Raw genomic sequence first — 26,164 nt, 5'->3', positions numbered from 1 at the left:
GCCGATATACAGTGCAAGCTACTGATCATCCTTACTATTTGCCTGTTCATCTATCGCCATTTTTCCAAAGGTGTTAAGTAAAGTTTCGAAATCAACCATAAAGGATTTCAGTTTGGCAAAATCCATTTTCTCAGCGTCAGGCATTGCCGGAAAACCTAGCATTTCCATCTGCTTAGTCATATTTCTCGAGCGTCGGCTTAACTCTAGTTTTTCTGGTTCCTCGGAATTCAAGAAAGTTTCATTTCCTACGTATTGGTAGATAGAAATTTTTTCTCCATGCTTTATCCGTACTTCAGAAAATCGCTTAAAATTCTCGTCCATGTGAGGATCTTCAACGAGATCAATTAATTGCCAATATGCATCATCGGAGAACAATATCTGATCTGCATCGGCTTGGCCCATCACTCGTGCGGCCAAGTTTATAGCATTTCCAGCAATGTTGTACCGATTATTCAAATCTCGATAAAGTACACACTTACCTTCGGCGACGCCAATCGAAAGCGCAAAATTTGCGTGACAGTTGCACCAACCGTTTTCCTCATATTTTTCGCACTTGTTATTTTCGCGTCGGGTCACGACTTCTTTAATAAGTTCCTTTGCGAAGAACAAATGCACATCGTGAAGTCCTTCAAACGGGAAGCAAACAGCCGCCCCATCACCAGCCGGTAGAAAAAGTACATCGTCTCGGAAGGATATAGAGTTCTTCTCGCTGTAATGCAGATATTTTTTCGCTGTTTCGGCCCGGGCGATGTCTAAGCATTCAATCATGCTATTGATGACCATCGCCTGCGATTGAGTACGACGTTTCGAGTAGGAAACAATGTCAAAGAATACGACTTTCGCACCGATAGTCTGATTTTTGTTTTTTATGATGTCCTCAAAGTAATCGGTCACGTAATCTTCCTCAGAGCAATAGTTTCATTAAGATTTGCACACACGTTAAGGAGGAACAATATGTTTAAACATTTTGGCTATCCTTGCGCAAAGCACGCGACATCTAAGTTGCCTGACCTACTAGTAGTCTAGTCAATCGGTTTGCGATCATCAGAGTTAACAGCGGCGCGCGGAATCAAGGCGCAGCACGCTGCGCCGCCGCGCGATCGCCAGACCGCCCCCCGGGCTGGCGATTGGCTGACGCAAGCACTCCGATCAGAGGTCATGCGGACACAGCAACCATAAACTGCCCTGAACCACCGTCGGATCGCCACCCCGCGGTCTGGCAATCACGCGGCACCTCCCCTCGCGCAACGCAGTCCCGGGCCTGACCCGGGACCTCCTTTCCCCCGGCCGCAAGCGAAATCAGCCGGTTTCTTTTCCCGCGAATCCCGCTAACGTCGCGGCCATGCGCTGGCTTTTCCTGTTGTCCCTTGCCGTTCTGATGTCTTGTGGCCGCCCCCTGACGGACACCGAAAAAGCGTTCACCACGCAGATCCACGGCTCCTCCATCGACACGGGCCGCATCCGGCTGGTGGACGGCGCGCTGATCGGCAAGACCACCTATACCCGCAAGAAACGCCCCCGCGTCGCCTGCCGCGAGCGGATCTTTCCGCCGCAGGCCGAGGAAACGCAGGAAGTCACCGTCAGCCCCGCCGCCCTCGTCTTTCTCAACAAGGTCTTCTTCGCCAAGGACTGGTACCTGGAAAACTACCTGCCCGACTATGACGAGCGCATCTACCTGGTCGAGGCGATGCTCTTTGCCCACGAGATGACCCATGTCTGGCAATGGCAGAACCGCGCCCAGACGGGCTATTCCCCGCTCAAGGCCGTGCGCGAGCATCAGGTCAGCGACGACCCCTACCTCTTCGAGGTCGGCACCGACACGCGGTTCCTCGATTACGGCTATGAACAGCAGGCCTCGATCGTCGAGGAATATGTCTGCTGCGCCACGCTGGACCCCGAAGCGCCGCGCACCGCCCGGCTGAAGGAACTGCTGGAAGGCGCGTTTCCGCTGGGCACGCTCACCATCCCCGACAAGGTCGTGCTGCCCTGGGACGGGGTCGAGCTGAACGGGATCTGCCGGGTCTAAAGCGTTTCGCGATAAAGCTGAATCACAGCGTATCGCGAAACGCAGCACAACAGCCAATCGTTGCACGCGTTTCGCCTTTTGCTGATGGCTCAGGTAAAAGGCGAAACACTTTAGTCCTGGATGCTTTCGATATAGAACAGCAAGGCCGCCAGCGGGCGCGGCGTCGGCGTCATCACCCCGTCGCCCACGTCCACGGGCACCGTGTCACCCTGCAACAGCAGGCCGAATTCCGGCATCTCGTGCCCCGGCAGGCCGGTGCGGTCATAGCCGTCGATCACCGACAGGACCCGCGTGCGGGAAAACACGCCGTCCTCCTTCAGCGCCGTCAGGTCGGCGGGGGGCGGGTTGTAGGAGCCGGCCCAAGGACCGTTACCCATGCCGCGGCTGCCGTGGCAGACGGCGCAATTGTCCTCAAAGATCGCGCGCCCCTCGTCGGGTTCGGGCATCGAGTCCTGCGCGGTGGCCGCCCCGGCCACAAGGCACGCGGCGAGGGTGATTGGTCTGATCATGGTCCTGCTCCCTGTCTTTTTCCCCAGTCTAGCGGGCCGCGAACGGCCCGCCTTGACGTGGATCAAGCCAGCTCGCCCGCCAGCGCACGGTCAATGAGCGCCACGGTTTCGTCAACACCGTAGAGTGCGATGAACCCGCCAAAGCGTGGCCCCTGGCTTGCGCCCAGCAGCGTCTCGTAGATCGCCTTGAACCAGTCGCGCAGCGGGTCGAAGCGGTCACGCCCCACGGCATAGACTACCGATTGCAGCGCCTCGTCCTCGACCGGGCCGTCATAGGCGGCCAGCCGGTCGCGCAAGTCGGTCAGCGCCTCGCGCTCCAGCTCGGTCGGGACGCGATAGGTCTTCGTGGGTGCGACGAAATCCTCGTAGTACTTCACCGCCGAACCTGCCGCGGCATCGAGATCGGGATGCGTCTCGGGGCTGGCATCGGGCGCGTAGCGGTTGATGAAGCCCCAGAGCGTTTCCTTGTCTTGCGCCGAGGCCACCGAAGCGAGGTTCAGCAGCATTGCAAACGACACCACCATCCGGCTTTCCGGCACGTCGCCGTTGTGGATGTGATGCACCGGGTTGTTCAGCTTGCCCGCCGCATCCTGGCCCGGATAGGCGCGCAATTGCTGGTGATACTCGTCCACCGCGCGCGGGATCACGTCAAAGAACAGGCGCTTGGCGGTCTTCGGTTTCTGGTACATGAAATACGAAAGGCTCTCGGTGCTGGCATAGCTCAGCCACTCGTCGATGCTGATCCCGTTGCCCGACGACTTGGAAATCTTCTGCCCCTTGTCGTCGAGGAAAAGCTCGTAGGTGAAATGCTCGGGCGCCGGCGTGCCCAGGATCTCGCAGATCTTGTCATAGATCGGCGTGTTGGTGGAATGGTCCTTGCCGTACATCTCGAAATCCACGCCCAGCGCGGCCCAGCGCGCGCCGAAATCGGGCTTCCATTGCAGCTTCACGTTGCCGCCGGTCACCGGCAGGGTCCATTCCCGGCCTTCCTCGTCATCGAACGTGATCTCGCCTTTCACGGCATCGACGTTCTTCATCGGCACATAGAGCACGCGGCCCGTCTCGGGGTGCAGCGGCAGGAAGATCGAATAGGTCTGCTGCCGCTCCTCGCGCAGGGATTTCAGCATGACCTTCATGATGTCGTCATACCGCTCGGCCGCGCGCAGCAGCGTCGTGTCGAACTGGCCGGACTTGTAGAAATCGGTGGCGGAATAGAACTCGTACTCGAACCCGAAGGTATCGAGGAACCGGCGCAGCATGGCGTTGTTGTGGTGGCCGAAGCTCTCGAATTCGCCGAACGGGTCCGGCACGCTGGTCAGCGGCTTTTGCAGGTGCTCTTGCAACATCTCCTGGTTGGGCACGTTACCGGGCACCTTGCGCATCCCGTCCAGATCGTCCGAAAAGCAGAAGAGCCGCGTCGGGATATCGCTGATCTGCTGGAACGCGTGACGGATCATCGTCGTGCGCAGCACCTCGCCGAAGGTCCCGATATGAGGCAGGCCGCTGGGGCCATAGCCCGTCTCGAACAGCACATATCCCTTTTCGGGCGGCGCCTTTTCATAGCGTTTGAGCAGCCGGCGCGCTTCTTCGAAGGGCCAGGCTTTCGCACTCATCGCGGCGTCGCGCAGTTCGGACATGTCGGTCTCCAGAGGTTGAGGCCCGCACGAACGGCGGGCCGCCTCGGTTCCTATTGCTACACCCCCGGACAGTCAATATTCTGCACCGCGACAAGACCGCCAAAGGACAGCGCATGACCGACCAGGATTCCCACCCGCTTACCCCGCAGGACTGCCTCGTGGCCATGATGATCGCCGTGTCCGCCTCGGACGAGGAAATCCGCACCGCCGAACTGGTCAAGATCGAAAGCGCGATCGACAACCTGCCGATCTTCGCCACCTACGATACCGACCGGATGAAGACCATGGCGCAGACCGTGTTCGACCTCTTCGCCGAAGAGGACGGTCTGGATGCGCTTTTCGGCCTCGTCACCGACAACCTGCCCGAGCGCCTGTATGAAACCGCTTATGCCCTGGCCTGCGACGTGGCTGCGTCCGATGGTCTTCTGGACGAGACCGAACTGCGATTTCTTGGCGAGATCCGCTATCAGCTGAACATCGACCGGCTGCACGCTGCGGCCATCGAGCGCGGGGCGCGGGCACGGCACGTGCGCGAATGATCCCGGCGCGGCCCCTGGTGAAAATTGCCCATTTCCATCTGCGCCGAAAACCGTTCTAAATAGGCCCCAGCCGATCGGGAGACCTGTCACATGCGCCCACTGTTCGTGAATATCCGCTGCCGCCCCGGCACCTCCTACAAGGTGGCCGAGGAAATCGCCCTGCGCGAAATCCATTCGGAGCTTTATTCCACCTCCGGGCCGTTCGACCTGCTCTTGAAGCTCTATGTCCCCGAAGGCGAAGACGTGGGCAAATTCATCAACGAGAACCTCGCGACAATCGACAATATCGAACGCACCGAGACGACGCTGACGTTCAAGGCGTTCTGACACTTCCAAGGGAGAGGAAACAATGAAACTGAAAACTATCCTGGCCGCCACGGCGATGACGGCCCTGGGCGCGATGGCCCATGCCGAAGGCGTGAAGGTCGGCATGATCACCACGCTGTCGGGCGGCGGCGCGGGCCTTGGCATCGACGTGCGCGACGGCTTTCTGCTGGCGGTCAAGATGTCGGGCAACGAGGAGATCGAAGTCGTGGTCGAGGATGACCAGCGCAAGCCCGACATCGCCGTGCAGCTGGCCGACAAGATGATCCAGTCCGAAAAGGTCGACGTTCTGACCGGCATCATCTGGTCGAACCTCGCCATGGCCGTGGTCCCCGCCGCCGTGGCGCAGGGCAAGTTCTATCTGTCGCCGAACGCCGGCCCCTCGGCGCTGGCCGGCAAGGGCTGCAACCCCAACTATTTCAACGTGGCCTGGCAGAACGACAACCTGCACGAGGCCGCGGGCGGCTATGCCAACTCGGCCGGATTCAAGAACACCTTCATCCTCGCGCCCAACTATCCCGCGGGGCAGGACGCGCTCACGGGCTACAAGCGCATCTACGACGGCGAACTGGCCGGCGAGGTCTACACCCAGCTGGGCCAGACGGACTATGCCGCCGAGATCGCCCAGATCCGCGCGTCCGAGGCCGACAGCGTGTTCTTCTTCCTGCCCGGCGGCATGGGGATTTCCTTCCTCAAGCAATATGCCGACAGCGGCGTCGACCTTCCGGTCGTCGGCCCCGCCTTCAGCTTCGACCAGGGTATCCTGCAGGCCGTGGGCGAGGCCGCGCTTGGCATCAAGAACACCAGCCAGTGGAGCAAGGATCTGGACAACGAGGCGAACAAGGAATTCGTCGCCGCCTTCCAGGAGGAATATGGCCGCCTGCCCTCGCTTTACGCGTCACAGGGCTATGACACCGCCAACCTGCTGTTGTCCGCGATGGCCAAGGCCGACGTGACCGATGCCGACGCCTTCCGCGCCGCGCTGAAGGAAGCCGATTTCGAATCGACGCGGGGCGATTTCGAGTTTGCCTCCAACAACCACCCCGTACAGGACATCTATGTCCGCGAGGTGATCAAGGAAGGCGACGTCTACACCAACAAGATCATCGGCACCGCGCTGGAGGATCATTCCAACGTCTATGTCGAAGACTGCGAGATGTAGGACGGGCCGCACCCGGGGGCAGGCAAAAGCCGTCCCCCGGGGTCAGTTCTTTGTATGTTGTGGTGCAGATGGGTGCTTCAGGGGCTCGTGGCGCGATGACCGCTTCGAGCCCTTTGCGGACGGAGGACGTTGCGCTAGCGTAGCAGCGGGGTTGGTATTCGCGAAGGAGATACGGATGATTGTCGATCCTGATAAAGATCTGGAAGAAATGACGAAATCACAACTCTTGGCTGCTGCGCGTATGATGCGAAAACAGATAAGAGTTCATCGGGATACCTCTTTGCATGATCTCTGCTGGCACCATCCTGATCTGTGGGCGTTGCTTCCGGACTCGCCTCCGGGCGGGATGATAGTACCCGATTGGCCACAATTCATGCGCGGATGCACGCGCTATCGTCAATCGTTGGACAAGCAACTGCGGGATGCACCCAGATCGAAGAAAGAGTTTGGCGAGTAAGCAAAGCACATCGGATCGTTGCCGCACTTCGACCACTCAAAAGCCGCCCCGAGGGGCGGCTTTGTTCTTTACGTCTTGGCGATGCGTCCTGCGGGACCTGGTCCGGGATCTTCCGGCCACCGGAGGCTCCGGGTCAGGCCCGGGGCGCGCGGGGCAGAGCGTCGCCGCTATTTCTTCTTCTTTTCCCCAAGCGTGACCGGACCCGCCGCGCCGGAATTTGCCGTTGCCAGAACTTTCGGTTTTTCCTGTTTCGGCTTCTTCACTTCGCGGTTGCCGCGCCTGTTATTGCCTTTTCCCATCATGACCTCACGGTTTGAGTAACCGCCCGGCGACATGCCGGACGGGTCGATCCTCAGGAAGATCAAGGTTGCCTAAAGCGTCAGGGCGATGACTTCGATGAGTCGCGCCGGGGGCCTCGCAATGCCCCCGGACACTGGGTGAAATATACGCCTCGCCAGTCGTTCCGGCAAGTACGCACACGGGCCGCACGTGACGGATGGTCGTGCTCGGGCTCAGGCCGCCGGCAGGGCGATCGCCCTGGCCGCGTCACCGTCGCGCGCACCGAAATGCACCAGCACCCGGGCGGCATATTCGGCACCCAGCCTGCCCGCCTCCTGCACGGGCAGGCCTCGGGCCAGTCCGGCAAGGAAACCGCTGGCATAGGCATCGCCCGCGCCGGTGCTGTCGACGACCCGGGGCACGCTGACCGCCGCAATCTGGTGGCGGCCTTCGGCATCGGCCGCGATCGAGCCCTTCTCGTGCTCGGTCACCGCCGCGACGGACACCTGTGTCATGGCCCAGTCCAGAGCGGCTTCGGCGCCCTCGCATCCCGCCAGCGCGGCCACCTCGACATGGTTGCCGACAAGGATGTCGACATGGCGCGAGACGGTGTTGCGCATGACGTGGATGTTGCGCTCGACACAGCCGGCATCCGACGGCGTCAGCGCCACCTTCGCCCCGGCGGCTTTCGCCGCCTCGGCCAGGCGTTCGATCACCGCCGCGCCGTGCGGGGCGTCCCAGATGTAGCCTTCGATGAACAGGATATCGAACGCCTCGGGCAGCGCCGCGAGCGCCTCCGGAGGCATCAGCGTTGTCGCCGCCCCCAGGTAGGTGCTCATGGTGCGCTCGCCGTCCGGCGTGACCAGCACGACGCAGCGGCCGGTGCCCTGATCGCCATTCTGTGCAACGGCAACCGGCGCCGCCAGACCCATGCCCGACATTTCCTCGCAAAAGGCCTCGCCGAGGTCGTCATTGGCCACCTTGCCCAGGTAGGTCCCCCGGACAGGCATGTCGGCCAGGTGCGCGATGGAGTTGGCCACCGATCCGCCGGACTGGCGGATGCCGGGGGCGACCTCCTCGAACAGGGCGTGGGCCGCGTCGGCATCCACCAGGTGCATGCCTCCCGGGGTCAGCCCGTGCCGCGTGAGGACATCGGGCTCGACCGCGGCGACGACATCGACCAGCGCGTTGCCCAAACCCACGATATGCGGTGTTCGTTCGGTCATGTCTCGCTCCTCAATACCGGTAGTGTTCCGGCTTGTACGGCCCCTCGGGCTGCACGCCGATATAATCCGCCTGGTCTTGCGCCAGTTCCGTCAGCTTCACACCGATGCGGTCCAGATGCAGACGGGCCACTTTCTCGTCCAGATGCTTGGGCAGGATATAGACCTTGTTCTCGTACTCGCCGCCGTTCTTCCACAGCTCGATCTGCGCCAGAACCTGGTTGGTAAAGCTGGCCGACATCACGAAGGACGGGTGGCCGGTCGCGTTGCCGAGATTGAGCAGGCGGCCTTCAGAGAGCAGGATGATGCGGTTGCCCGAGGGCATCTCGATCATGTCCACCTGTTCCTTGATGTTGGTCCACTTGTGGTTCTTCAGGCTGGCGACCTGGATCTCGTTGTCGAAGTGGCCGATATTGCCGACGATCGCCATGTCCTTCATCTCGCGCATATGCTCGATGCGGATGACATCCTTGTTGCCGGTGGTGGTGACGAAGATGTCGGCGGTTTTCACCACGTCTTCCAGGGTCGTCACCTCGAAGCCATCCATGGCCGCTTGAAGCGCACAGATCGGATCGACTTCCGTGACCAAGACCCGGGCGCCTGCACCCTTGAGCGAGGCGGCCGACCCTTTGCCGACATCGCCATAGCCCATCACGACGGCGACCTTGCCCGCCATCATCGTATCGGTGGCACGGCGGATGCCGTCGACGAGCGATTCCTTGCAGCCGTACTTGTTGTCGAATTTCGACTTGGTCACAGAGTCATTCACGTTGATCGCGGGGAAGGGCAGCTGCCCTTCCTGCATCATCTTGTAAAGGCGATGCACGCCGGTCGTCGTCTCTTCGCTGACGCCCTTGATCATCTCGCGCTGCTTGGTGAACCAGCCGGGGCTTTCGGCCATGCGCTTCTTGATCTGGGCGAACAGGAACGTCTCTTCTTCCGAGGTCGGCGTCTCGATCAGCCCGGTTTCACCGGCCTCGACCCGCGCGCCGATCAGGATATAGAGCGTGGCGTCACCGCCATCGTCCAGGATCATGTTGGCGCCGCCGTCTTCGAACTGGAAGATGCGGTCGCAATAATCCCAGTATTCCTCCAGCGTCTCGCCCTTGACCGCGAAGACCGGCGTGCCGCCCTCGGCGATCACGGCAGCCGCGTGGTCTTGCGTGGAAAAGATGTTGCACGAGGCCCAGCGGACCTCCGCGCCCAGCGCCACCAGCGTTTCGATCAGGCAGGCAGTCTGGATCGTCATATGCAACGACCCCGCGATGCGCGCGCCCTTGAGCGGCTTCTCCGCCCCGTATTCCTCGCGCAGGGCCATCAGGCCCGGCATCTCGGTCTCGGCGATGTCCAGCTCCTTGCGGCCGAAACCGGCAAGAGCGATGTCACGGATCGCGCTGTCCGCGGGACTGACTCTCTCTGGCTTGTTCATGTCGCGTCTCCTTTCTTCGTTCTGGTGTTTCGGATCACTCTGCTGCGGCGGATACGCCGAAGGTGCGGGCCAGTTCGTCGGCCAGATCCGTGCGTTCCCAGCTGAAGCCGCCCTCGTCGTCGGGGACGCGTCCGAAATGGCCATAGGCGGCGGTGCGGGCATAGACCGGCTTCAACAGGCCCAGGTGCTCGCGGATGCCGCGCGGCGTCAGGCGAACCATCTCGCGCAGGGTGTCGGCCAGCTTGGCCTCGTCGACCCGGCCGGTGCCCAGCGTGTCGACGTAGATGGCGACCGGCTCGGGCACGCCGATGGCATAGGCCAGCTGGATCTGGCACTTGTCGGCCAGCCCGGCGGCGACCACGTTCTTGGCCATGTAGCGCGAGATATAGGCCGCCGAGCGGTCCACCTTGGTCGGGTCCTTGCCGGAAAACGCGCCGCCGCCATGCGGGGCCGCGCCGCCATAGGTGTCGACGATGATCTTGCGACCGGTAAGGCCCGCGTCACCGTCCGGGCCGCCAATGACGAAATTGCCGGTCGGGTTGACGATGATCTTGTCGGGCGACGGCAGGTTCCAGCCCTCGGTCTTGAAGCAGTCGGTGATGTAGGGCTCGACCAGCGCGCGCACGTCGTCCTGACTCAGCCCCTCGGCATGCTGGGTCGAGACGACCACGGTGTCGAGGCCGACCGGTTTGCCGTTCTGGTATTTCAGCGTCACCTGGCTCTTGGCATCGGGCCCGAAATTCGGCTGCTTGCCGGATTTCCGGTCCTCGGCCATCGTGCGCAGGATCTTGTGGGCGAACTGGATCGGGGCCGGCATCAGCTCTTCGGTCTCGTTGCAGGCATACCCGAACATGATGCCCTGGTCGCCGGCACCTTCCTCGCCCTTGTCGCCCTCGTCCACGCCCATGGCGATATCGGCCGATTGCGCGTGCAGGCGGCAGACGATCTCTGCATCCTTCCACGAAAAGCCATGCTGTTCATAGCCGATGTCGCGGATCGCATCGCGGGCGATCTGCTCGACCTCCTTCAGCACGCTTTCGGGGCCGCGTACCTCGCCGGCGATGGTGACGTGGTCGGTGGTGGCCAGCGTCTCACAGGCCACGCGTGATTGCGGATCGGCGGCGAGGTAGGCATCCAGCACCGCGTCCGAGATTCGGTCGCACACCTTGTCGGGGTGCCCTTCGGACACCGACTCGCTGGTGAAAAGCCATGATCTGTCGCTCATAATCGTTCCTTTCTCCACTGTCGTGGGGTTGGGTCGCTTTTGGCAAAAATCGAATTTTTGCGGGGGGTCAGGCGATCTTTCGATCGGCCGATGACTTGTCGGGGGTGTAGGCCAGGCTGGGTTGCAGCCATGCCTCCACCTCGGCAATCTCCATGCCCTTGCGCTCGGCATAGTCGGCCACCTGGTCGGGGCCGATCCGGCCGATCCCGAAATAGGCCGAGTCCGGGTGGGCGAAATAGAGCCCCGACACCGCCGAGGCGGGCCACATCGCGCAGCTTTCGGTCAGGGTGACGCCGGTATGCTCGGGCGCATCCAGAAGGTCGAACAGCGTGCGCTTCTCGGTGTGGTCGGGGTTGGCCGGGTAGCCGGGCGCGGGGCGGATGCCGCGATACTGCTCGGAAATCAGCGCCTCGTTATCCAGCGTTTCGTCCGCGGCATAGCCCCACAGGCTGCGCCGCACGCGGGCGTGCAATGCCTCGGCAAAGGCCTCGGCAATCCGGTCGCCCAGCGCCTGCACCATGATCGAGTCGTAATCGTTGCCCTCGGCCTTCAGCCGGTCGGAGATGTCGTGGACCTCGCGCCCGGCGGTGACGGTAAAGCCGCCGACCCAATCCTCGGTGCCCTCGGGTGCCACGAAATCGGCAAGGCACATTTGCGGGCGGCCGTTCGCCTTGCTGCGTTGCTGGCGCAGTTGGGGCATCCGGGCGCGCAGGGTCTTGCGGTCTTCGTCCGCCCAGACGACGATATCGTCGCCCTGCGCGTTGGCGGGCCAGAGGCCCACCACGCCGCGCGGGCTGAACCAGTCCTCTTTCTCGATCCGGTCCAGCATCTTTTGCGCGTTGTCGTAAAGCTCGCGCGCGGCGGGCCCCTTGTCGGGGTCGTCGAAGATGTTCGGAAACTTGCCCTTCATCTCCCAGGTGTTGAAGAACGGCGTCCAGTCGATGAACTCCCGCAGCTTGGCGATGCCCATGTCGTCGATCACCGTCAGGCCCGGCGTCTGCGGCGCGGGCGGCGTATAGCTGTCCCAACCGCCGTCGAATTTCGATCTGCGCGCCTCGGCCAGCGCGGCGGTGGGCCGGTCCCCGGCGCCTTTCATCCCGTCGCGCAGCTTGTCCTGCTCGGTGACGACATCGGCCAGAAAATCCGGCCGCGCCGTCTTGGACAGCAGTCTCGAGACCACGCCGACGGCCTTGGAGGCGTCATCGACATGGATCACGCCATGCTCGTATTCCGGCGCGATCTTCAGCGCGGTATGCTTTTTGGATGTGGTCGCCCCGCCGATCAGCAGCGGCAGGTCGAACTCCTGCCGTTTCATCTCGGCGGCCACGTCGACCATCCGGTCCAGCGAGGGTGTGATCAGGCCGGACAGGCCGATGATATCCGCCTTTTCCTTCTTGGCCGCCGCGAGAATGTCCTCGGCCGGAACCATCACGCCAAGGTCGACCACGTCGTAATTGTTGCACTGCAGCACGACGCCGACGATGTTCTTGCCGATGTCGTGCACATCGCCCTTGACCGTCGCCATGATCACCTTGCCCTTGGCCGAGGTGTCGCCCGACAGACGCTTTTCCTCTTCCATGAAGGGCAGCAGATGCGCCACGGCGGCCTTCATCACGCGGGCGGATTTCACCACCTGCGGCAGGAACATCTTGCCCGCGCCGAAGAGGTCGCCCACCACGTTCATGCCGTCCATCAGCGGCCCCTCGATCACGTCGAGCGGCTTGTCGGCGCGTTGGCGACATTCCTCGGTATCGTCGACGACGTAGTCGGTGATGCCGTGCACCAGCGCGTGTTCCAGCCGCTTCTCGACCGGTAGCTCGCGCCACTTGGGGTCTTCCTTCTTGGAGGCCTCGCCGGTGCCCTTGTACTTGTCGGCAATCTCCAGCAGGCGCTCGGTTGCATTGTCGCGGCGGTTCAGCAGCACGTCCTCGACATGCTCGCGCAGTTCGTCGGGGATGTCGTCATAGACGGTGATCTGCCCGGCATTCACGATCGCCATGTCCAGACCCAGCGGGATCGCGTGGTAGAGGAACGCCGAATGCATCGCCTCGCGCACCGCGTTGTTGCCGCGAAAGCTGAAAGACACGTTCGACAGACCGCCCGAGACATGCACATCCGGCATCGCCTCCTTGATCATCCGGGTCGCTTCGAAAAAAGCATTGGCATAGTCGTTATGCTCCTCGATCCCCGTTGCCACGGCAAAGATGTTGGGATCGAAGATGATATCCCAAGGCTCGAACCCTGCCTTCTCGACCAAGAGGTCATAGGACCGCTTGCAGATGTCGAACTTGTGCTGCGCGGTCTCGGCCTGTCCGTTCTCGTCGAACGCCATGACCACCACGGCGGCACCATAGCGGCGCACCGTGCGCGCCTGTTCCAGGAACGCCTCCTCGCCTTCCTTGAGCGAGATGGAGTTGACCACGGCGCGGCCCTGCACGCATTTCAGCCCGGCCTCGATAACCTCGAATTTCGAGCTGTCGAGCATGACCGGCACGCGGCTGATGTCCGGCTCGGACGCGATCAGGTTCAGGAAGGTCGTCATCGCCTGCTCTGAATCGAGCAGCCCCTCGTCCATGTTCACGTCGATGATCTGCGCACCGTTCTCGACCTGCTGGCGCGCCACGTCGAGCGCGGCGGCATAGTCGCCGTCCATGATCAGCTTCTTGAACTTGGCCGACCCGGTGACGTTGGTGCGCTCGCCGATATTGATGAAACTGGCAACTCCGGTGCTCATGCCGCGCCCTCCTTCACGTCCGCGCCTTGTGTCTCGAACATCTCCAGGCCGCTCAGCCGCATGTGCCTGACCTTCTGCGGGATCTTGCGCGGTGCCTTGCCCGCGACCGCCTCGGCGATGGCGCGGATATGCTCGGGCGTGGTGCCGCAGCAGCCGCCCACGATGTTGACCAGCCCCGACGACGCCCATTCGGCCAGGTGCTCGGCGGTTTCCTCGGGCGTTTCGTCGTAGCCGCCCATCTCGTTGGGCAGGCCGGCGTTGGGATAGGCGCTGATGCGCGTGTCGGCCACCCCGGACAAGGTGCGCACGTGCTGGCGCATCTCGCCCGCGCCCAGCGCGCAGTTGAGCCCGATGGAAAACGGGCGCGCGTGGCTCATCGACACCCAGAACGCCTCGGGCGTCTGGCCGGTCAGGGTTCGGCCCGACCGGTCGGTGATGGTGCCCGAGATCATCAGCGGCGGAATGGTCAGCCCCTCGTCCGACAGGCTGTCGATGGCAAAGAGCGCGGCCTTGGCGTTGAGCGTGTCGAAGATTGTCTCGATCAGCAGCAGGTCGGCGCCGCCCTCGATCAGCGCGCGCGCCGCCTCGCCATAGGCGCGGGCCAGATCGTCGAAGGTCACGCCCCGGAAACCGGGGTCGTTCACGTCCGGGCTGATGCTGGCCGTCTGGTTGGTCGGCCCGATCGCGCCGGCCACCCAGCGGGGTTTCCCGGGCGTGGCGACCGCGTCGGCGGCTTCCCGCGCAAGGCGGACGGATTCGACGTTCATTTCGACCACCAGGTCGGTCATGTCGTAGTCGGCCTGGCTGATCGCGTTGGCGCCAAAGGTGTTGGTCCCAAGGATATCGGCGCCGGCCTCCAGGAAATCCTCGTGGATTTTCCGAATCATGTCTGGCTGGGTCAGGGTCAGCAGCTCGTTGTTGCCGCCCACGTCGCTGGGATGATCCTTGAACCGCTCGCCGCGATAGGTGGCCTCGTCGGGCTTTTGCTGCTGGATCATCGTGCCCATCGCCCCGTCGAGCACCAGGATGCGGTCGGCGTTGGCCGCGGCTATGTCGTGTGTCTTGGTCATGCGTTCTTCAATCCTTCAAGCGGCGTTCTCGGCCACAATACTGGGTGTCAGCCCCAATGTCCTGCAAACAGCCAGCGTCACTTTCGGCTGGTTCAGCGTATAGAAGTGAAAGTCGGTAATCCCGGCCTCCATCAGGCGGCGGCATTGTTCGGCGGCCACGCCGGTCGCGACCATCGCGCGGGTCTCTGGCGCATCGTCCAGCCCGTCGAACATCTGGCCCATCCAGTCGGGGACCGAGGCGCCGCAACCCGCGGAAAACCGCTTCAGTCCCTCGAAATTGGCGACCGGCATGATCCCGGCCACGATCGGCGCGTCGATGCCCGCGGCCCGTGCGCGCTCGACGAACCGCAGCACGGTGTCGGTGTCGAAGGCATATTGCGTGATCGCCCGCGCGGCGCCGTTGTCGATCTTGCGCTTGAGGTGGTCCATGTCGGCGGCGGCATCGCGGGCCTCGGGATGCACCTCCGGATAGGCCGCGACCGAGATGTCGAAATCGCCCTTGCGGCGCAGCGCCGCGACCAGTTCCGCCGCGTCGTTATAGCCATCCTCGGGCAGGCTCTGGCCCGCCGGCAGGTCCCCGCGCAGCGCGACGATCCTGTGCATGCCGCTGTCCCAGAACACCTCGGCCTGGCGGTCGATCTCGGCCCGGCTGGCCCCGACGCAGGTAAAGTGATGCGCTACCGGCAGGCCCGTGCGGTTGGCCACCATCTCGACGATGCGCTTGGTACGGTCCCTCGTGCTGCCCCCTGCGCCGTAGGTGACCGAGAAATACTCCGGGTCGGCCGCACTCAGTTGCGCCACGGTATCGCGCAGTCGGGTCACTCCGGCCTCCGTCTTGGGCGGAAAAAGCTCGAATGAAATCGACGGCGTGTCGGACGTAACTGTCATGTGCGTGTCTCCATCTCGTTGATCTTGCGGGATGAGGCGGGGGCGCGGGGGCGCATCACGGCACCCCCGTCGCATGGTTCAGTGTTTGACGGGCTTGCGGAAATGCTGGATGCCCCAGGCAAGGTGGCCGTCATCGGCGGCCTTCACCCAGTTCTGCAATCCAACCGCCATCTTGTCGAGATACTCGGCCGAGCAGCCTTTCTCGCGCAGCTCATCGTAATGCGCCAGCAGCTCTTCGCGGACCCGGGCGTAATGCGCCCGCAGGTCGCCGACCGCATCCTCCTGCTGCACCGTCTCGAAACCGAGCCCCTCGGCGGTCTGGCGGTAGAACGCCGGCGAGCCCAGGCTGTTGAGTTGCAGCCGGTCATAGACGGGTTGCAGAACGCCCTCGGGCACGTCATCGGCCTGCATCGGATCGGTGAATATCAGGTGCCCGCCCGGCTTGAGCACGCGGAACGCTTCGGCCAGGACCTGGTCGCGCTGGTCGGAATGCAGGAAGGCATCCTGGCTCCAGACAACATCGACACTCTCGTCGGCCTCGGGCACGTCCTCGAACACGCCGTGGCGGATGCTGATCTTGTCAGCCAGCCGGGCCGCCCGGACCTTGCCCAGGTTATACTCGTTCTGCGTTTCGGAGATGTTCAGGCAGACAGCCTCGCAGCCGGTCTTCTTCACGACGGTGCGCATCGCCCCGCCATAGCCCGCGCCCAGGTCCAACACGCGGGAGCCTGATTTCAGGCCGGGCAGCGCCTCGATCATGCTTTCGATCGTCAGGTCGCTGGCTTCGCGGATGTTCCTGGTGGTCGTGTAACGCCCGATATGCAGGTCCTCGCCACCCCAGATGGTAGAATAGAACGTGTCGGCATCGTCGCTGTCATAATAGGTTTCCGCAACATCGCGGATATCCGCCTTGCCATCGGCACCGTTGCCGCCCCAGCGGGCCACATGCTCGGCCGATTTCTCGGCGACGTGGATGAAAAAGTCGGGCTCCTCCTCGGCATAGGTGTCCTGGAAGTCGCCGTAGGTGCGCACCCGCTCGAACCCGGCTTCGCGGAACAGGCGGCGCATGTAGTCCTTGCGGATCGGGCACAGGTTCAGCGTATAGGACGCCCCGTCGGGAAAGTCATAGCGCATCCGGCACAGCCCTTCGTCGATATGCTCGGGCTCGGCGCTGACGTCATCGCCGCAATAGTAATACTTGTGCTTGCTGGAAAACCCGCTGTCGAGCATCGCGTCATAGTTCCGCTGATCGAGGATCAGCACGCCGTCATGCTTGAGCGCGGCATAGAATTCGGCCAGGGCGCGGCGGCGGTCCTGCTCCTCGTGCAGATGGGTGAAGGAATTGCCCAGGCAGATGATCGCGTCGTACTTGCCGTGAATGTCCCGGTTCAGCCAGCGCCAGTCCGCTTGCGCCGTCTTCAGGATCAGGCCGCGGCTTTGACCGTTCTCGAACGCCTTGGCGACCATGGCGGCGTTGCCGTCGGCGGCGGTCACGTCAAATCCCGCCTCGGTCAGACGCACCGAGTGAAAGCCGGTGCCACAGGCCACGTCCAGCACGCGCTCCTTGCCGCGCGCCTTCAGGATGTCGATGAAGAACTGACCCTCGCTCTGGGCGCGACCGTCCCAGTCGATCAGCTCGTCCCACTTGTCGACGAAGCTGGTGACGTATTCCTTGCGGTAATGCCCCGTCTCGCGGTCTGCCAGCGGATCCTTGCTGTAGGTCTGCGTGGTCATCGTCAGTTCGGCGTTGCCGGCGACATCGCTGGTCATGTCTCTCTCCGTTTTTGATGACGGCAGCCCGCACTTGGCCGCAACCAGACTTCCGGATTCCGCGAACGGAGTCGGAGGCGGTGCCGTCAGGGTTGTCGTTGTTCAGTCCGCACGTCGTTGCGTGGGCAGATCCCTGTGATCGCTGGCGGTCGGGCCGGGTCTGGCCTTACCACCCGGTCGGAAAGTTTCGCTTATGGAAGTTTCGCCCGACCGCTAATGTACCATTGGTTACATTCTTAAGTGACGCGCATTCAACCTTTGTGTGCGAAATTTTCATGAAATTCGGGAACTCTCGCGCCAAACCACTGCTTAAACTCAAAAATCCGTGATGCTTAAATGTTCATCGTTACGGCCCACAGGCCGCATCCCCGCAAAAACGCACTCGGGGGCCGCAACGATTCTTGCTTAGACTATCTAATTTCCGGTGGGGCCCGTAGGCTGCCGATCGGCCCGTTTCTCCAGCACCAGGAACGTCATCATGCCAAGCGGGGGCAACGACTTCTGCGCGTCAACCTCAAGGCAGCCCTCGCCAAGCACCGTGTCCATCTCGAAATCGGAATGCCAGCCGATGAAATTCGCCACCGGGGCCAGGGCACGCTCCAGCACGGCGAGCGCGCCCGTCTTGCGCACGAAATGGTTGGTGATCACCACCTTGCCGCCCGGCTTGCAGACCCGGGCGATCTCGCCCATCACGCGTTCGGGTTCGGGGACGACCGACAGGACATGCATCGCCGCGATCGTGTCAAAAAGATTGTCCGGGAAATCGAGGGTGCGCGCATCCATCTGCCGCAATTCCCTCACATGGCCCAGGTCCAGGCGCCGGACCTTGTCGCGCGCCTTGGCCAGCATCTCTTCGCTGAAGTCGATCCCGGTGACCTGTAGCGCCGGATCGTAATGCGCCAACGCAAGCCCCGTGCCCACGCCCACCTCGAGAACGCTGCCCGGGCGGGTGTTGATATACTCCACAGCACGCTTTCGGCCCACATTCGTCACGGCGCCGAATGTCCGGTCGTAGATGGGGGCCCACCGGGCATAGGACGTACTGACGGCATCGATATCCATGCGTTCTCCTTACTTGCCGGGCTGTCGCGCCTTCGTCACCGCGGACCATGCCACCATGAGCAGATAACACAAGGACAACACAGACAATGCAGTCCAGGTGAATGTAAAGAATGCGGCCCCGGCTAGGACCACGCCGACCAAAAAGAACTTCACGTTCGACCGCGAGATCGACGCGCCCTTGAGCGAGAGTGTCGGCACGGTGCTTATCATCAACAGGCCGGCGAGCATCATATAGAAGCATACGGCAAGGCCCGGCACCTGCACGGTCTCGAACGCGAAGGACAGGTAGAGCGGCACCATGACCAGCACCGCACCGGCCGGCGACGGCACCCCGGTGAAATGGCCGCTCGGCCCCGGCGCTTCCTCGACCTTGTGGTCGACATTGAAGCGGGCCAGCCGGATGACACAGCAGACCGTGAAGAAAAGCACGAAGATCCACGCCACGCTTCGGATCTCCTGCAGCCCCCAGAAATACAGGATCAGCGGCGGCGCGACACCGAAGTTGAGGAAGTCCGCAAGCGAATCGAGCTCCGCCCCGATCTTGCTGTCGCTGCGCATGAAACGCGCGACGCGACCGTCGATACCATCCAGAACACAAGCCAGCAGCACCAGTTGCACCGCGAAAATGTAATCCCCCTGCACCGCGAACCTGATCGACGTCATGCCGGCACAGATCGCGGCAAGCGTGATCAGGTTGGGCAGCAACTGGACAAGCGCGGCGTCGTTTCGTTTCTTGCCGGCGCTGTTCCGTGGGGTCTGGTTATCGCGTGGCATCAGGCAGGGTGAGGTCGGCCAAAATAGTTTCTCCGGCGATCATGGTCTGCCCCACGCGGACCGAGGGCACGACTCCGTCGGGCAGATAGACATCCAGCCTGGAGCCGAACCGGATCAGCCCGAATCTTTCGGATGTCGACAGGGTATCACCGGGCTTGACGAAACACACGATCCGCCGGGCCACCAGCCCCGCAATCTGCACCACGGCCACGTCCCGCCCGTCCGGCATCGCGATGCGCAGGCTGTTGCGTTCGTTGTCCGCACTGGCCTTGTCCAGCGAGGCGTTGAAGAACTTGCCGGGCCGATAGGCGATCGCTTCGATCCGGCCGCCGACGGGCATTCGGTTCATGTGGCAGTTGAACACGCTCATGAACACGCTGACGCGGGTCAGGGCCTCGCCCGGCATCCCCAGCTCCTTGGGCGGGACCGCCTGCTCGATCAACGATACGATCCCGTCTGCAGGGCTGACGATGACACCGCTTCGCAATGGCGGCACACGCTCGGGATCCCGAAAGAAATAATAGCACCAGATCGTCAGCCCGACGCCGATCCATCCCAGTATGTCGGACACCAGAAACAGCAGAAGGGTCGCACCGGCAAAGATCGCAACGAACTTTCTGCCTTCCGGATGCATCGGCTTGATGAATGTATCGCGCATGCGCATGAATTTGTTCCCTCGCCGCTGGGTTGTGGCGCCTTATGGGGCCCGCCAGCCCCGACTGCAAGCGCAAGAACCGATATCCGCGCGCCGGCGGCGGATGATCGATACCGTGGTTCGGAAGTTTGGTTGCGGGGGTAGGATTTGAACCTACGACCTTCAGGTTATGAGCCTGACGAGCTACCGGGCTGCTCCACCCCGCGCCAATGCGGGCTATCTACTCCTGCACCGGGACCTCCGCAAGGGGCCGCGCGGGCATTTATTACATTTTTTTTACAAGCCTGCCCGCGAAGGGTCAGCGGAACACCACGTCCAGGCTGTCGAAGGCGCCATGGGCGTGATCTTCGCGGAAAAACGCGTGATCCCGCTTTAGCCGCGCCACCGCTTCCTCGGAAAAGCGCACGATATCATCCTCGAACAGTCGCAGGGGGGACATCGCCTCCATGATCGAGGGCTCTACGTCATAATCGATGCGGCCCAGGTCGTCGGACAGGGCATGCGCCTGCGCCAATGCGGCACCGCAGACCCTGGCATAGCGTTTCCAGGACTTGAAGCTCAGGTCGTCAAGGTCGATGTCGTCCCGGAACGGCGCTCGTTCGCGGCTCATGAAACTCTTGCCGTCGATCTCCACCGCGCCATAGAAGATATCCCCGTGCGCCAGTTGCACGCTCTGACCGTGCTTGATGCGCTCGGCCTGCTTGCCGGCGTTAAAGGCGTTGGGCGGGGTCAGCCCCTCCAGCGCCGACCGCCGCGCCGCCTTGAACTCGATAATCAGGTCGTCGGTCGCGTCCTTCGACGGCCCCTCGATCAGCACGTAATAGCGCGGCAGACCCAGCGAGGCCGTGCCCTGCCCGTGCCGCACGCAAACATCCTTGACCTTCAATTCACCGGCGCGGTCAGGCGCATCGATACCATTGGACCTGGCCAGATCATTGATCGCCTTCTGAAACTTCTCGATTTCCGACGACAGCGGCTGCAGTTCCTCGCCGGCGCGAAAGCCCCGGCCGTTCTCGTTGAGGTAATCCGACCATAGCCATTCCTGCCGGTTCTCCCACGCCTCCTCGAACAGCCGACGGATCACCTTGGGCGAATTGTCGATACGGTAGGCGTTGTTGCGCTCGGTCGAGTTGTTGGCGTAATCCTGCATCGCCTCGGCATAGCCGCGCACGAACCGGCGAACGATCTTGCGTGCCTTTCCGGGCTTCAACTCGCCTTCCGTCAGCGCCGCGATCCAGAACCCCACGGCGCCGCGCTTGATGTCCCAGCTGAACGGCGCATAGGTCGTCTCGTCAAAGTCGTTCACACCGAAGATCGGCGCGCCGCTCTTGTCGGGCATGACACCGAAATTCTCCGGGTGCACGTCCCCCAGCGCCATCACCGAGGGCATGTGCCCATCCTCGCCCACCATGTCGCGGTAAAACAGCAGTGCGGTGCCGCGAAAGAAATTGAATGGGCAGTCGGCCAACTTGTCGAACTTGTCGCGCGCACCCTTCGAGCTTTCGGCGATGCGCGCCGCGTGATCCTCGCGGATGGTGGAGCGTACATGATGCCGGCGGTCCTCGCCATGCAGAAACCGCGGCGGCACCACATACTTGCCCGTCTCGATCCCGGCGCTCAGCCGCGCGAACGCCTTGGAGCGTTGCGCATAGCGCGCCTCGATGGATTGCTCGGTCGGAGGGGTGGCGTCGCCGCTCTGCGGCCGTCGCTTTGTCTTTTTCGCCATGACGTCGCCTTGGTCGTTCCGAAGGGAACGAACGGCTGGGCCGTAAAGTTCCGGTCTGAACGACGCCGCCCATCACCCGCAGGCCACGATGGCTGACCCAGCGTACGCGACGGTGCCAGGGCACGATCCGCAACAGCGCATCCGGCCGTCAGAGAGTGAATTGCAGGGGAAAATCGAAAGAGAGATACAATTTCAAGGACCTTACTAGGTTTGGCGGTGACCTACTCTCCCACGTCTTGAGACGCAGTACCATTGGCGCTACGGCACTTAACGGCCGGGTTCGGGATGGGACCGGGTGTTTTGCTCGTGCTATGACCACCAAACCGAGAAAGATCCTTGAACTCCAAGTCAGCACACTTGTTTAAGTGTACGGCTTCTGGATCCGCATAAGCCAATCTGGCTTTTACTGGATCAAATCAAGCCTATCGGACAATTAGTACCGGTCAACTGAACGCATTGCTGCGCTTACATCTCCGGCCTATCGACGTGGTGGTCTACCACGGTCCTCAGGGATACCTTGTTTTGAGGGGGGCTTCCCGCTTAGATGCCTTCAGCGGTTATCCTGTCCGTTCATAGCTACCCAGCACTGCCGTTGGCACGACAACTGGTCCACCAGTGGAACGTTCACCCCGGTCCTCTCGTACTAGGGGCAACTCCTCTCAAGTATCCTACACCCACGGCAGATAGGGACCGAACTGTCTCACGACGTTCTAAACCCAGCTCACGTACCTCTTTAAACGGCGAACAGCCGTACCCTTGGGACCTGCTCCAGCCCCAGGATGAGATGAGCCGACATCGAGGTGCCAAACACTGCCGTCGATATGGACTCTTGGGCAGTATCAGCCTGTTATCCCCGGCGTACCTTTTATCCGTTGAGCGATGGCCCTCCCACTTGGGACCACCGGATCACTATGGCCGTCTTTCGACTCTGCTCGACTTGTCAGTCTCGCAGTCAGGCTGGCTTATGCCATTGCACTCAACGAGCGATTTCCGACCGCTCTGAGCCAACCTTCGCGCGCCTCCGTTACGCTTTAGGAGGCGACCGCCCCAGTCAAACTACCCGCCACGCAGGGTCCCGGATCCGGATAACGGACCGCGGTTAGACATCAAGAATGCATAGGGTGGTATCTCAAGGATGGCTCCACCGCGACTGGCGTCACGGTTTCAAAGCCTACCACCTATCCTGCACAATGCAGTCCTGATGCCAGTGCGAAGCTGTAGTAAAGGTGCACGGGGTCTTTCCGTCTAACCGCGGGAAGCCTGCATCTTGACAGGCAATTCAATTTCGCTGAGTCGATGTTGGAGACAGCGGGGAAGTCGTTACGCCATTCGTGCAGGTCGGAACTTACCCGACAAGGAATTTCGCTACCTTAGGACCGTTATAGTTACGGCCGCCGTTTACCTGGGCTTCAATTCGACGCTCTCACATCTCCTTTTAACCTTCAGGCACCGGGCAGGCGTCAGACCCTATACGTCGTCTTGCGACTTCGCAGAGCCCTGTGTTTTTAGTAAACAGTCGCCACCCCCTGGTTTGTGCCCCCGGACTTCAGTTGCCTGAAACCCGGGCCTCCTTCTCGCGAACTTACGGAGGTATTTTGCCGAGTTCCTTCAACATCGTTCTCTCAAGCGCCTTGGTATTCTCTACCAGTCCACCTGTGTTGGTTTAGGGTACGATCTTATGATGGAGCTATTTCCAGGGACTGCTAAGCTGCCCATCCAATCCGATAAGGATGAACAACCCTCGCAATCCGTCACTTCCATCTGGCTCAGGAATATTAACCTGATTCCCATCGACTACGCCTTTCGGCCTCGCCTTAGGGGTCGGCTTACCCTGCTCAGATTAGCTTTAAGCAGGAACCCTTGGACTTTCGGCGAGAGTGTCTCTCACACTCTTTGTCGCTACTCATGTCATCATTCTCACTAGTGATCTCTCCACGGGATCGCTCACGCGCCCGCTTCATCGAAAGCTCCTATCCTCCAAAGCACCTCGAAAGGTGCTGAAGAGGAGTGGAACTATGTCACACTACGCTCTGCTACCAGTGCATACGCACTCCTCGGCTTCGGCTCATGGCTTGAGCCCCGTTACATCTTCGCCGCAAGACAACTTGTTTAGACCAGTGAGCTGTTACGCTATCTTTAAAGGATGGCTGCTTCTAAGCCAACCTCCTGGTTGTTTTGGTCGTCTCACCTGCTTTCCCACTTAGCCATGAATTGGGGGCCTTAGCCGGAGGTCAGGGTTGTTTCCCTCTCCACTACGGGCGTTAGCACCCGCAGTGTGTCTGCCATCTAGTACTCCTCGGTATTCGGAGTTTGGTTAGGATCAGTAAGCCTGTGGGGCCCCATTACCCATCCAGTGCTCTACCCCCGAGGGTATTCGGATGACGCTCTACCTAAATAGATTTCGCAGAGAACCAGCTATCTCCGAGTTTGATTGGCCTTTCACCCCTAGGCACAACTCATCCCGATCTTTTTCAACAGATGTGGGTTCGGCCCTCCAGTAAGTGTTACCTTACCTTCAGCCTGGTCATGCCTAGATCACTCGGTTTCGGGTCTGATCCATCTAACTCGACGCCCTATTAAGACTCGCTTTCGCTGCGCCTACACCTAACGGCTTAAGCTTGCTAGATAGACCAAGTCGATGACCCATTATACAAAAGGTACGCCGTCACAAGACTGGACACTAATGACAACCATCTCTGGTCATTTTGTCGGGATGGAAACCCGGAATTGAACGGTTTCGAGGCCAGGATTGTCGCTGTAGATCCCGGCGTTCGACCGATGATCGAAACTCAGGCTCATGCGCACGCCGTTGCGTGCCTGATACCCGAATTCGACACCCGATCGAAAGATGATCGGGCCACCCAGGTCGACATCGCTGCCCTCGGCATAAAGCCCGGGCATCGAGTGGAACTGAGCGTACCACCGTTCGTTCGGCGTCGTGTATGTCGTGGTGTTTCCAAGACCCACCCACAGGCCGCCATCATCCGTGATGGACCCACCGTAGGTGAATTGGAACGGGCCGCGTGCCGTCGATGTCTGCCGGCGAATGAACACTTCCTCGCCAACGGCGTTTTCCTGGAAGTAAACCTCGCCAGCTGAAACGCTGGTAAACGGCACCACATCGTTCTTTGCCAGGCAGCCTTCGTTGGGACAGTGATTGACTGCCATGTTCAGCAGGCCAAGGGCCAAGCCGACCACCGCAGCGGTACCATCCGTAATGAAAGCAATGTCTGACATGTCCCGATCTCCATGGAATTTTTTCCATGTGTGACGCAGATTGTCATTAGAGTCCAGTCAAGCTCCGACTGATTGTAGGCGTTCGGTTTCAGGTACTGTTTCACTCCCCTCGTCGGGGTGCTTTTCACCTTTCCCTCACGGTACTGGTTCGCTATCGGTCAGTAAGGAGTACTTAGCCTTCGAAGGTGGTCCTCCGATCTTCAGACAGGATTTCACGTGTCCCGCCCTACTTAATACATCCTATCGAGCTTCCTATACGGGGCTGTCACCCGCTATGGCCATGCTTCCCAACATGTTCTAGTCACTCTCAAGGCTTGGCTGGTCCCCGTTCGCTCGCCGCTACTAGGGGAGTATCAATTGATGTCCTTTCCTCCGGGTACTTAGATGTTTCAGTTCTCCGGGTTTGCTCTTAAAGACCTATGTATTCAGTCCTTAAGTACCTGTTTCAGAACCCTATAAATTACCGAAGTAATTATAGTGAACTGTCAGGTGGGTTGCCCCATTCGGAAATTCATGGATCAAAGCCTATTCTCAGCTCCCCATGACTTATCGCAGAGTATCACGTCCTTCATCGCCTCTTACTGCCAAGGCATCCACCAAACGCCCTTCTCGCGCTTGATTTGATCCAGAAAAAGCAAGATTTGCGTCTTGCGCGGGTCCGTAGCTGGTAACTTCCAGACCCCTTATCCTGGACCAAAAGTCGTACATTTCCCGCTCCGGATTACTCCGGAACTTGGTTATAGTACTTGACTTGGACAACTCTGTTCTTTTCAGCCCGGGATACATAAGGAAAGGCGTGGATGCACCTTTCAGCATGCCTTCCACCGAAGTGGAACCAGACCGAGATCGCTTGCGTACTTGCAAGGATCAAACAGTGTTGATCGTCACTTCAAGATTTCTCTCGAAGCAACTTGTATCTCTCTTTACGATTTCAAAGCGTCCGATTGGACGGCAAAACAGCGATGCTGCTTAACGGTCAAATCGGGATATGGTGGAGCCTAGCGGGATCGAACCGCTGACCTCCTGAATGCAAATCAGGCGCTCTCCCAGCTGAGCTAAGGCCCCCTAAGCGTGGCTTCGCCGATGGCGAAACGCGCGTAAGCCGGCAGGCGTTTCCGCAGGAAATGCCGATAGGCCCGTGTCCGCTGCGTCGATTGCAAGCAATCGACTTACGCGGGCGTCATTTTCGCGGCGCGAAAAGGACGTTGGTGGGTCGAGGAGGACTTGAACCTCCGACCTCACGCTTATCAGGCGTGCGCTCTAACCACCTGAGCTACCGACCCAAGTTGATTTTACCAAAGGTAAAATCGACGTAGCCCGGCAGGCGTTTCCGCAGGAAATGCCGAGAGGGCCGCCGACCGCTGCCGCGGATCGAAGATCAATCCACTTTAACGGCTACGGCTTTCGCGGTGCGAAAGCCTTGACTGAAGAGATATGA

General features: G+C 61.0%; 19 protein-coding genes, 3 tRNA genes, 2 rRNA genes and 1 pseudogene. 5 read left to right on the top strand and 20 right to left on the bottom strand.

The features are described 5' to 3' along the window. Window positions 1-18: 18 nt before the first annotated feature. On the bottom strand, window positions 19-894 hold the full coding sequence (locus RBB31_RS02045) for an adenylate/guanylate cyclase domain-containing protein (RefSeq protein ID WP_306127583.1): 876 nt from the start codon (window positions 892-894) through the stop codon (window positions 19-21). A 448-nt stretch (window positions 895-1,342) separates the two neighbouring features. On the opposite strand from RBB31_RS02045, the gene RBB31_RS02040 reads away from it, so the two are divergent. After that, complete coding sequence (locus tag RBB31_RS02040; protein ID WP_306127582.1) at window positions 1,343-2,026, top strand: hypothetical protein; 684 nt, start codon at window positions 1,343-1,345, stop codon at window positions 2,024-2,026. 110 nt (window positions 2,027-2,136) lie between these two features. Here RBB31_RS02040 and RBB31_RS02035 read toward each other — a convergent pair whose 3' ends face one another. Together RBB31_RS02035 and RBB31_RS02030 are read right to left on the bottom strand one after the other, a co-directional pair. Next, a complete protein-coding gene (locus tag RBB31_RS02035; RefSeq protein ID WP_306127581.1) occupies window positions 2,137-2,535 on the bottom strand; it encodes a cytochrome c in 399 nt (132 codons plus the stop codon). A gap of 62 nt (window positions 2,536-2,597) precedes the next feature. Further along, on the bottom strand, window positions 2,598-4,172 hold the full coding sequence (locus RBB31_RS02030) for a lysine--tRNA ligase (RefSeq protein WP_306127579.1): 1,575 nt from the start codon (window positions 4,170-4,172) through the stop codon (window positions 2,598-2,600). Window positions 4,173-4,285: 113 nt separating this feature from the next. On the opposite strand from RBB31_RS02030, the gene RBB31_RS02025 reads away from it, so the two are divergent. From RBB31_RS02025 to RBB31_RS02010, 4 genes are all read left to right on the top strand, one after another. Further along, window positions 4,286-4,711 carry a tellurite resistance TerB family protein gene (locus RBB31_RS02025; RefSeq protein ID WP_306127578.1) on the top strand — a complete coding sequence of 142 codons (426 nt, stop codon included), beginning with the start codon at window positions 4,286-4,288 and terminating at the stop codon, window positions 4,709-4,711. Window positions 4,712-4,801: 90 nt separating this feature from the next. Beyond that, on the top strand, window positions 4,802-5,038 hold the full coding sequence (locus tag RBB31_RS02020) for an Lrp/AsnC ligand binding domain-containing protein (RefSeq protein WP_306127577.1): 237 nt from the start codon (window positions 4,802-4,804) through the stop codon (window positions 5,036-5,038). Between the two features lie 22 nt (window positions 5,039-5,060). Beyond that, entirely contained in the window at window positions 5,061-6,197 is a 1,137-nt protein-coding gene (locus tag RBB31_RS02015; RefSeq protein ID WP_306127576.1) for an ABC transporter substrate-binding protein, read from the top strand. 175 nt (window positions 6,198-6,372) lie between these two features. Further along, window positions 6,373-6,654 carry a hypothetical protein gene (locus RBB31_RS02010; RefSeq protein ID WP_306127575.1) on the top strand — a complete coding sequence of 94 codons (282 nt, stop codon included), beginning with the start codon at window positions 6,373-6,375 and terminating at the stop codon, window positions 6,652-6,654. Between the two features lie 167 nt (window positions 6,655-6,821). Here the strand turns inward: RBB31_RS02010 and RBB31_RS02005 are convergent, their stop codons facing one another. The 17 genes and pseudogenes from RBB31_RS02005 to RBB31_RS01930 form a co-directional block, all read right to left on the bottom strand. Continuing rightward, complete coding sequence (locus RBB31_RS02005; RefSeq protein WP_306127574.1) at window positions 6,822-7,019, bottom strand: hypothetical protein; 198 nt, start codon at window positions 7,017-7,019, stop codon at window positions 6,822-6,824. A 147-nt stretch (window positions 7,020-7,166) separates the two neighbouring features. Next, on the bottom strand, window positions 7,167-8,159 hold the full coding sequence (locus tag RBB31_RS02000) for an adenosine kinase (protein WP_306127573.1): 993 nt from the start codon (window positions 8,157-8,159) through the stop codon (window positions 7,167-7,169). A 10-nt stretch (window positions 8,160-8,169) separates the two neighbouring features. Beyond that, the gene (gene ahcY, locus RBB31_RS01995) at window positions 8,170-9,585 is read right to left on the bottom strand and encodes an adenosylhomocysteinase (RefSeq protein ID WP_306127572.1); all 1,416 of its coding nucleotides are present in this window, start codon (window positions 9,583-9,585) and stop codon (window positions 8,170-8,172) included. Between the two features lie 34 nt (window positions 9,586-9,619). Further along, window positions 9,620-10,810, bottom strand: a complete 1,191-nt coding sequence (gene metK / locus RBB31_RS01990) for a methionine adenosyltransferase (RefSeq protein ID WP_306127571.1) — start codon at window positions 10,808-10,810, stop codon at window positions 9,620-9,622. A gap of 67 nt (window positions 10,811-10,877) precedes the next feature. Then, window positions 10,878-13,544, bottom strand: a complete 2,667-nt coding sequence (metH, locus tag RBB31_RS01985; RefSeq protein ID WP_371931281.1) for a methionine synthase — start codon at window positions 13,542-13,544, stop codon at window positions 10,878-10,880. Continuing rightward, the gene (locus tag RBB31_RS20535) at window positions 13,541-14,614 is read right to left on the bottom strand and encodes a homocysteine S-methyltransferase family protein (protein ID WP_371931280.1); all 1,074 of its coding nucleotides are present in this window, start codon (window positions 14,612-14,614) and stop codon (window positions 13,541-13,543) included. The genes metH and RBB31_RS20535 overlap by 4 nt, the downstream gene beginning before the upstream one ends. A 15-nt stretch (window positions 14,615-14,629) precedes the next feature. Then, a complete protein-coding gene (gene metF, locus RBB31_RS01980) occupies window positions 14,630-15,502 on the bottom strand; it encodes a methylenetetrahydrofolate reductase [NAD(P)H] (protein ID WP_306127570.1) in 873 nt (290 codons plus the stop codon). A 78-nt stretch (window positions 15,503-15,580) separates the two neighbouring features. Further along, window positions 15,581-17,272 carry a methyltransferase domain-containing protein gene (locus RBB31_RS01975; RefSeq protein WP_306127569.1) on the bottom strand — a complete coding sequence of 564 codons (1,692 nt, stop codon included), beginning with the start codon at window positions 17,270-17,272 and terminating at the stop codon, window positions 15,581-15,583. Between the two features lie 414 nt (window positions 17,273-17,686). Then, a complete protein-coding gene (locus RBB31_RS01970; RefSeq protein WP_306127568.1) occupies window positions 17,687-18,334 on the bottom strand; it encodes a class I SAM-dependent methyltransferase in 648 nt (215 codons plus the stop codon). A gap of 9 nt (window positions 18,335-18,343) precedes the next feature. After that, a complete protein-coding gene (pssA, locus tag RBB31_RS01965; protein WP_306127567.1) occupies window positions 18,344-19,108 on the bottom strand; it encodes a CDP-diacylglycerol--serine O-phosphatidyltransferase in 765 nt (254 codons plus the stop codon). Further along, window positions 19,095-19,775 (bottom strand): annotated as a pseudogene (locus tag RBB31_RS01960) (phosphatidylserine decarboxylase); the annotation flags it as partial. The gene pssA and the pseudogene RBB31_RS01960, both read right to left, overlap by 14 nt. A gap of 117 nt (window positions 19,776-19,892) precedes the next feature. Next, a tRNA-Met gene (locus tag RBB31_RS01955) sits at window positions 19,893-19,969 on the bottom strand. Window positions 19,970-20,061: 92 nt separating this feature from the next. Continuing rightward, complete coding sequence (locus RBB31_RS01950) at window positions 20,062-21,489, bottom strand: DUF2252 domain-containing protein (RefSeq protein ID WP_306127566.1); 1,428 nt, start codon at window positions 21,487-21,489, stop codon at window positions 20,062-20,064. Between the two features lie 208 nt (window positions 21,490-21,697). Then, window positions 21,698-21,812, bottom strand: a 5S ribosomal RNA gene (gene rrf, locus RBB31_RS01945). An 89-nt stretch (window positions 21,813-21,901) separates the two neighbouring features. After that, a 23S ribosomal RNA gene (locus RBB31_RS01940) occupies window positions 21,902-25,347 on the bottom strand. Between the two features lie 368 nt (window positions 25,348-25,715). Then, window positions 25,716-25,791 (bottom strand) — tRNA-Ala (locus tag RBB31_RS01935). Window positions 25,792-25,932: 141 nt separating this feature from the next. After that, window positions 25,933-26,009: transfer RNA gene (locus tag RBB31_RS01930), tRNA-Ile, on the bottom strand. Between the last annotated feature and the right edge of the window lie 155 nt (window positions 26,010-26,164).

It is taken from the genome of Roseovarius sp. MMSF_3350, from assembly GCF_030733425.1.
Classification (GTDB): domain Bacteria; phylum Pseudomonadota; class Alphaproteobacteria; order Rhodobacterales; family Rhodobacteraceae; genus Roseovarius.
This window is presented reverse-complemented; position numbering and strand designations above follow the sequence as displayed.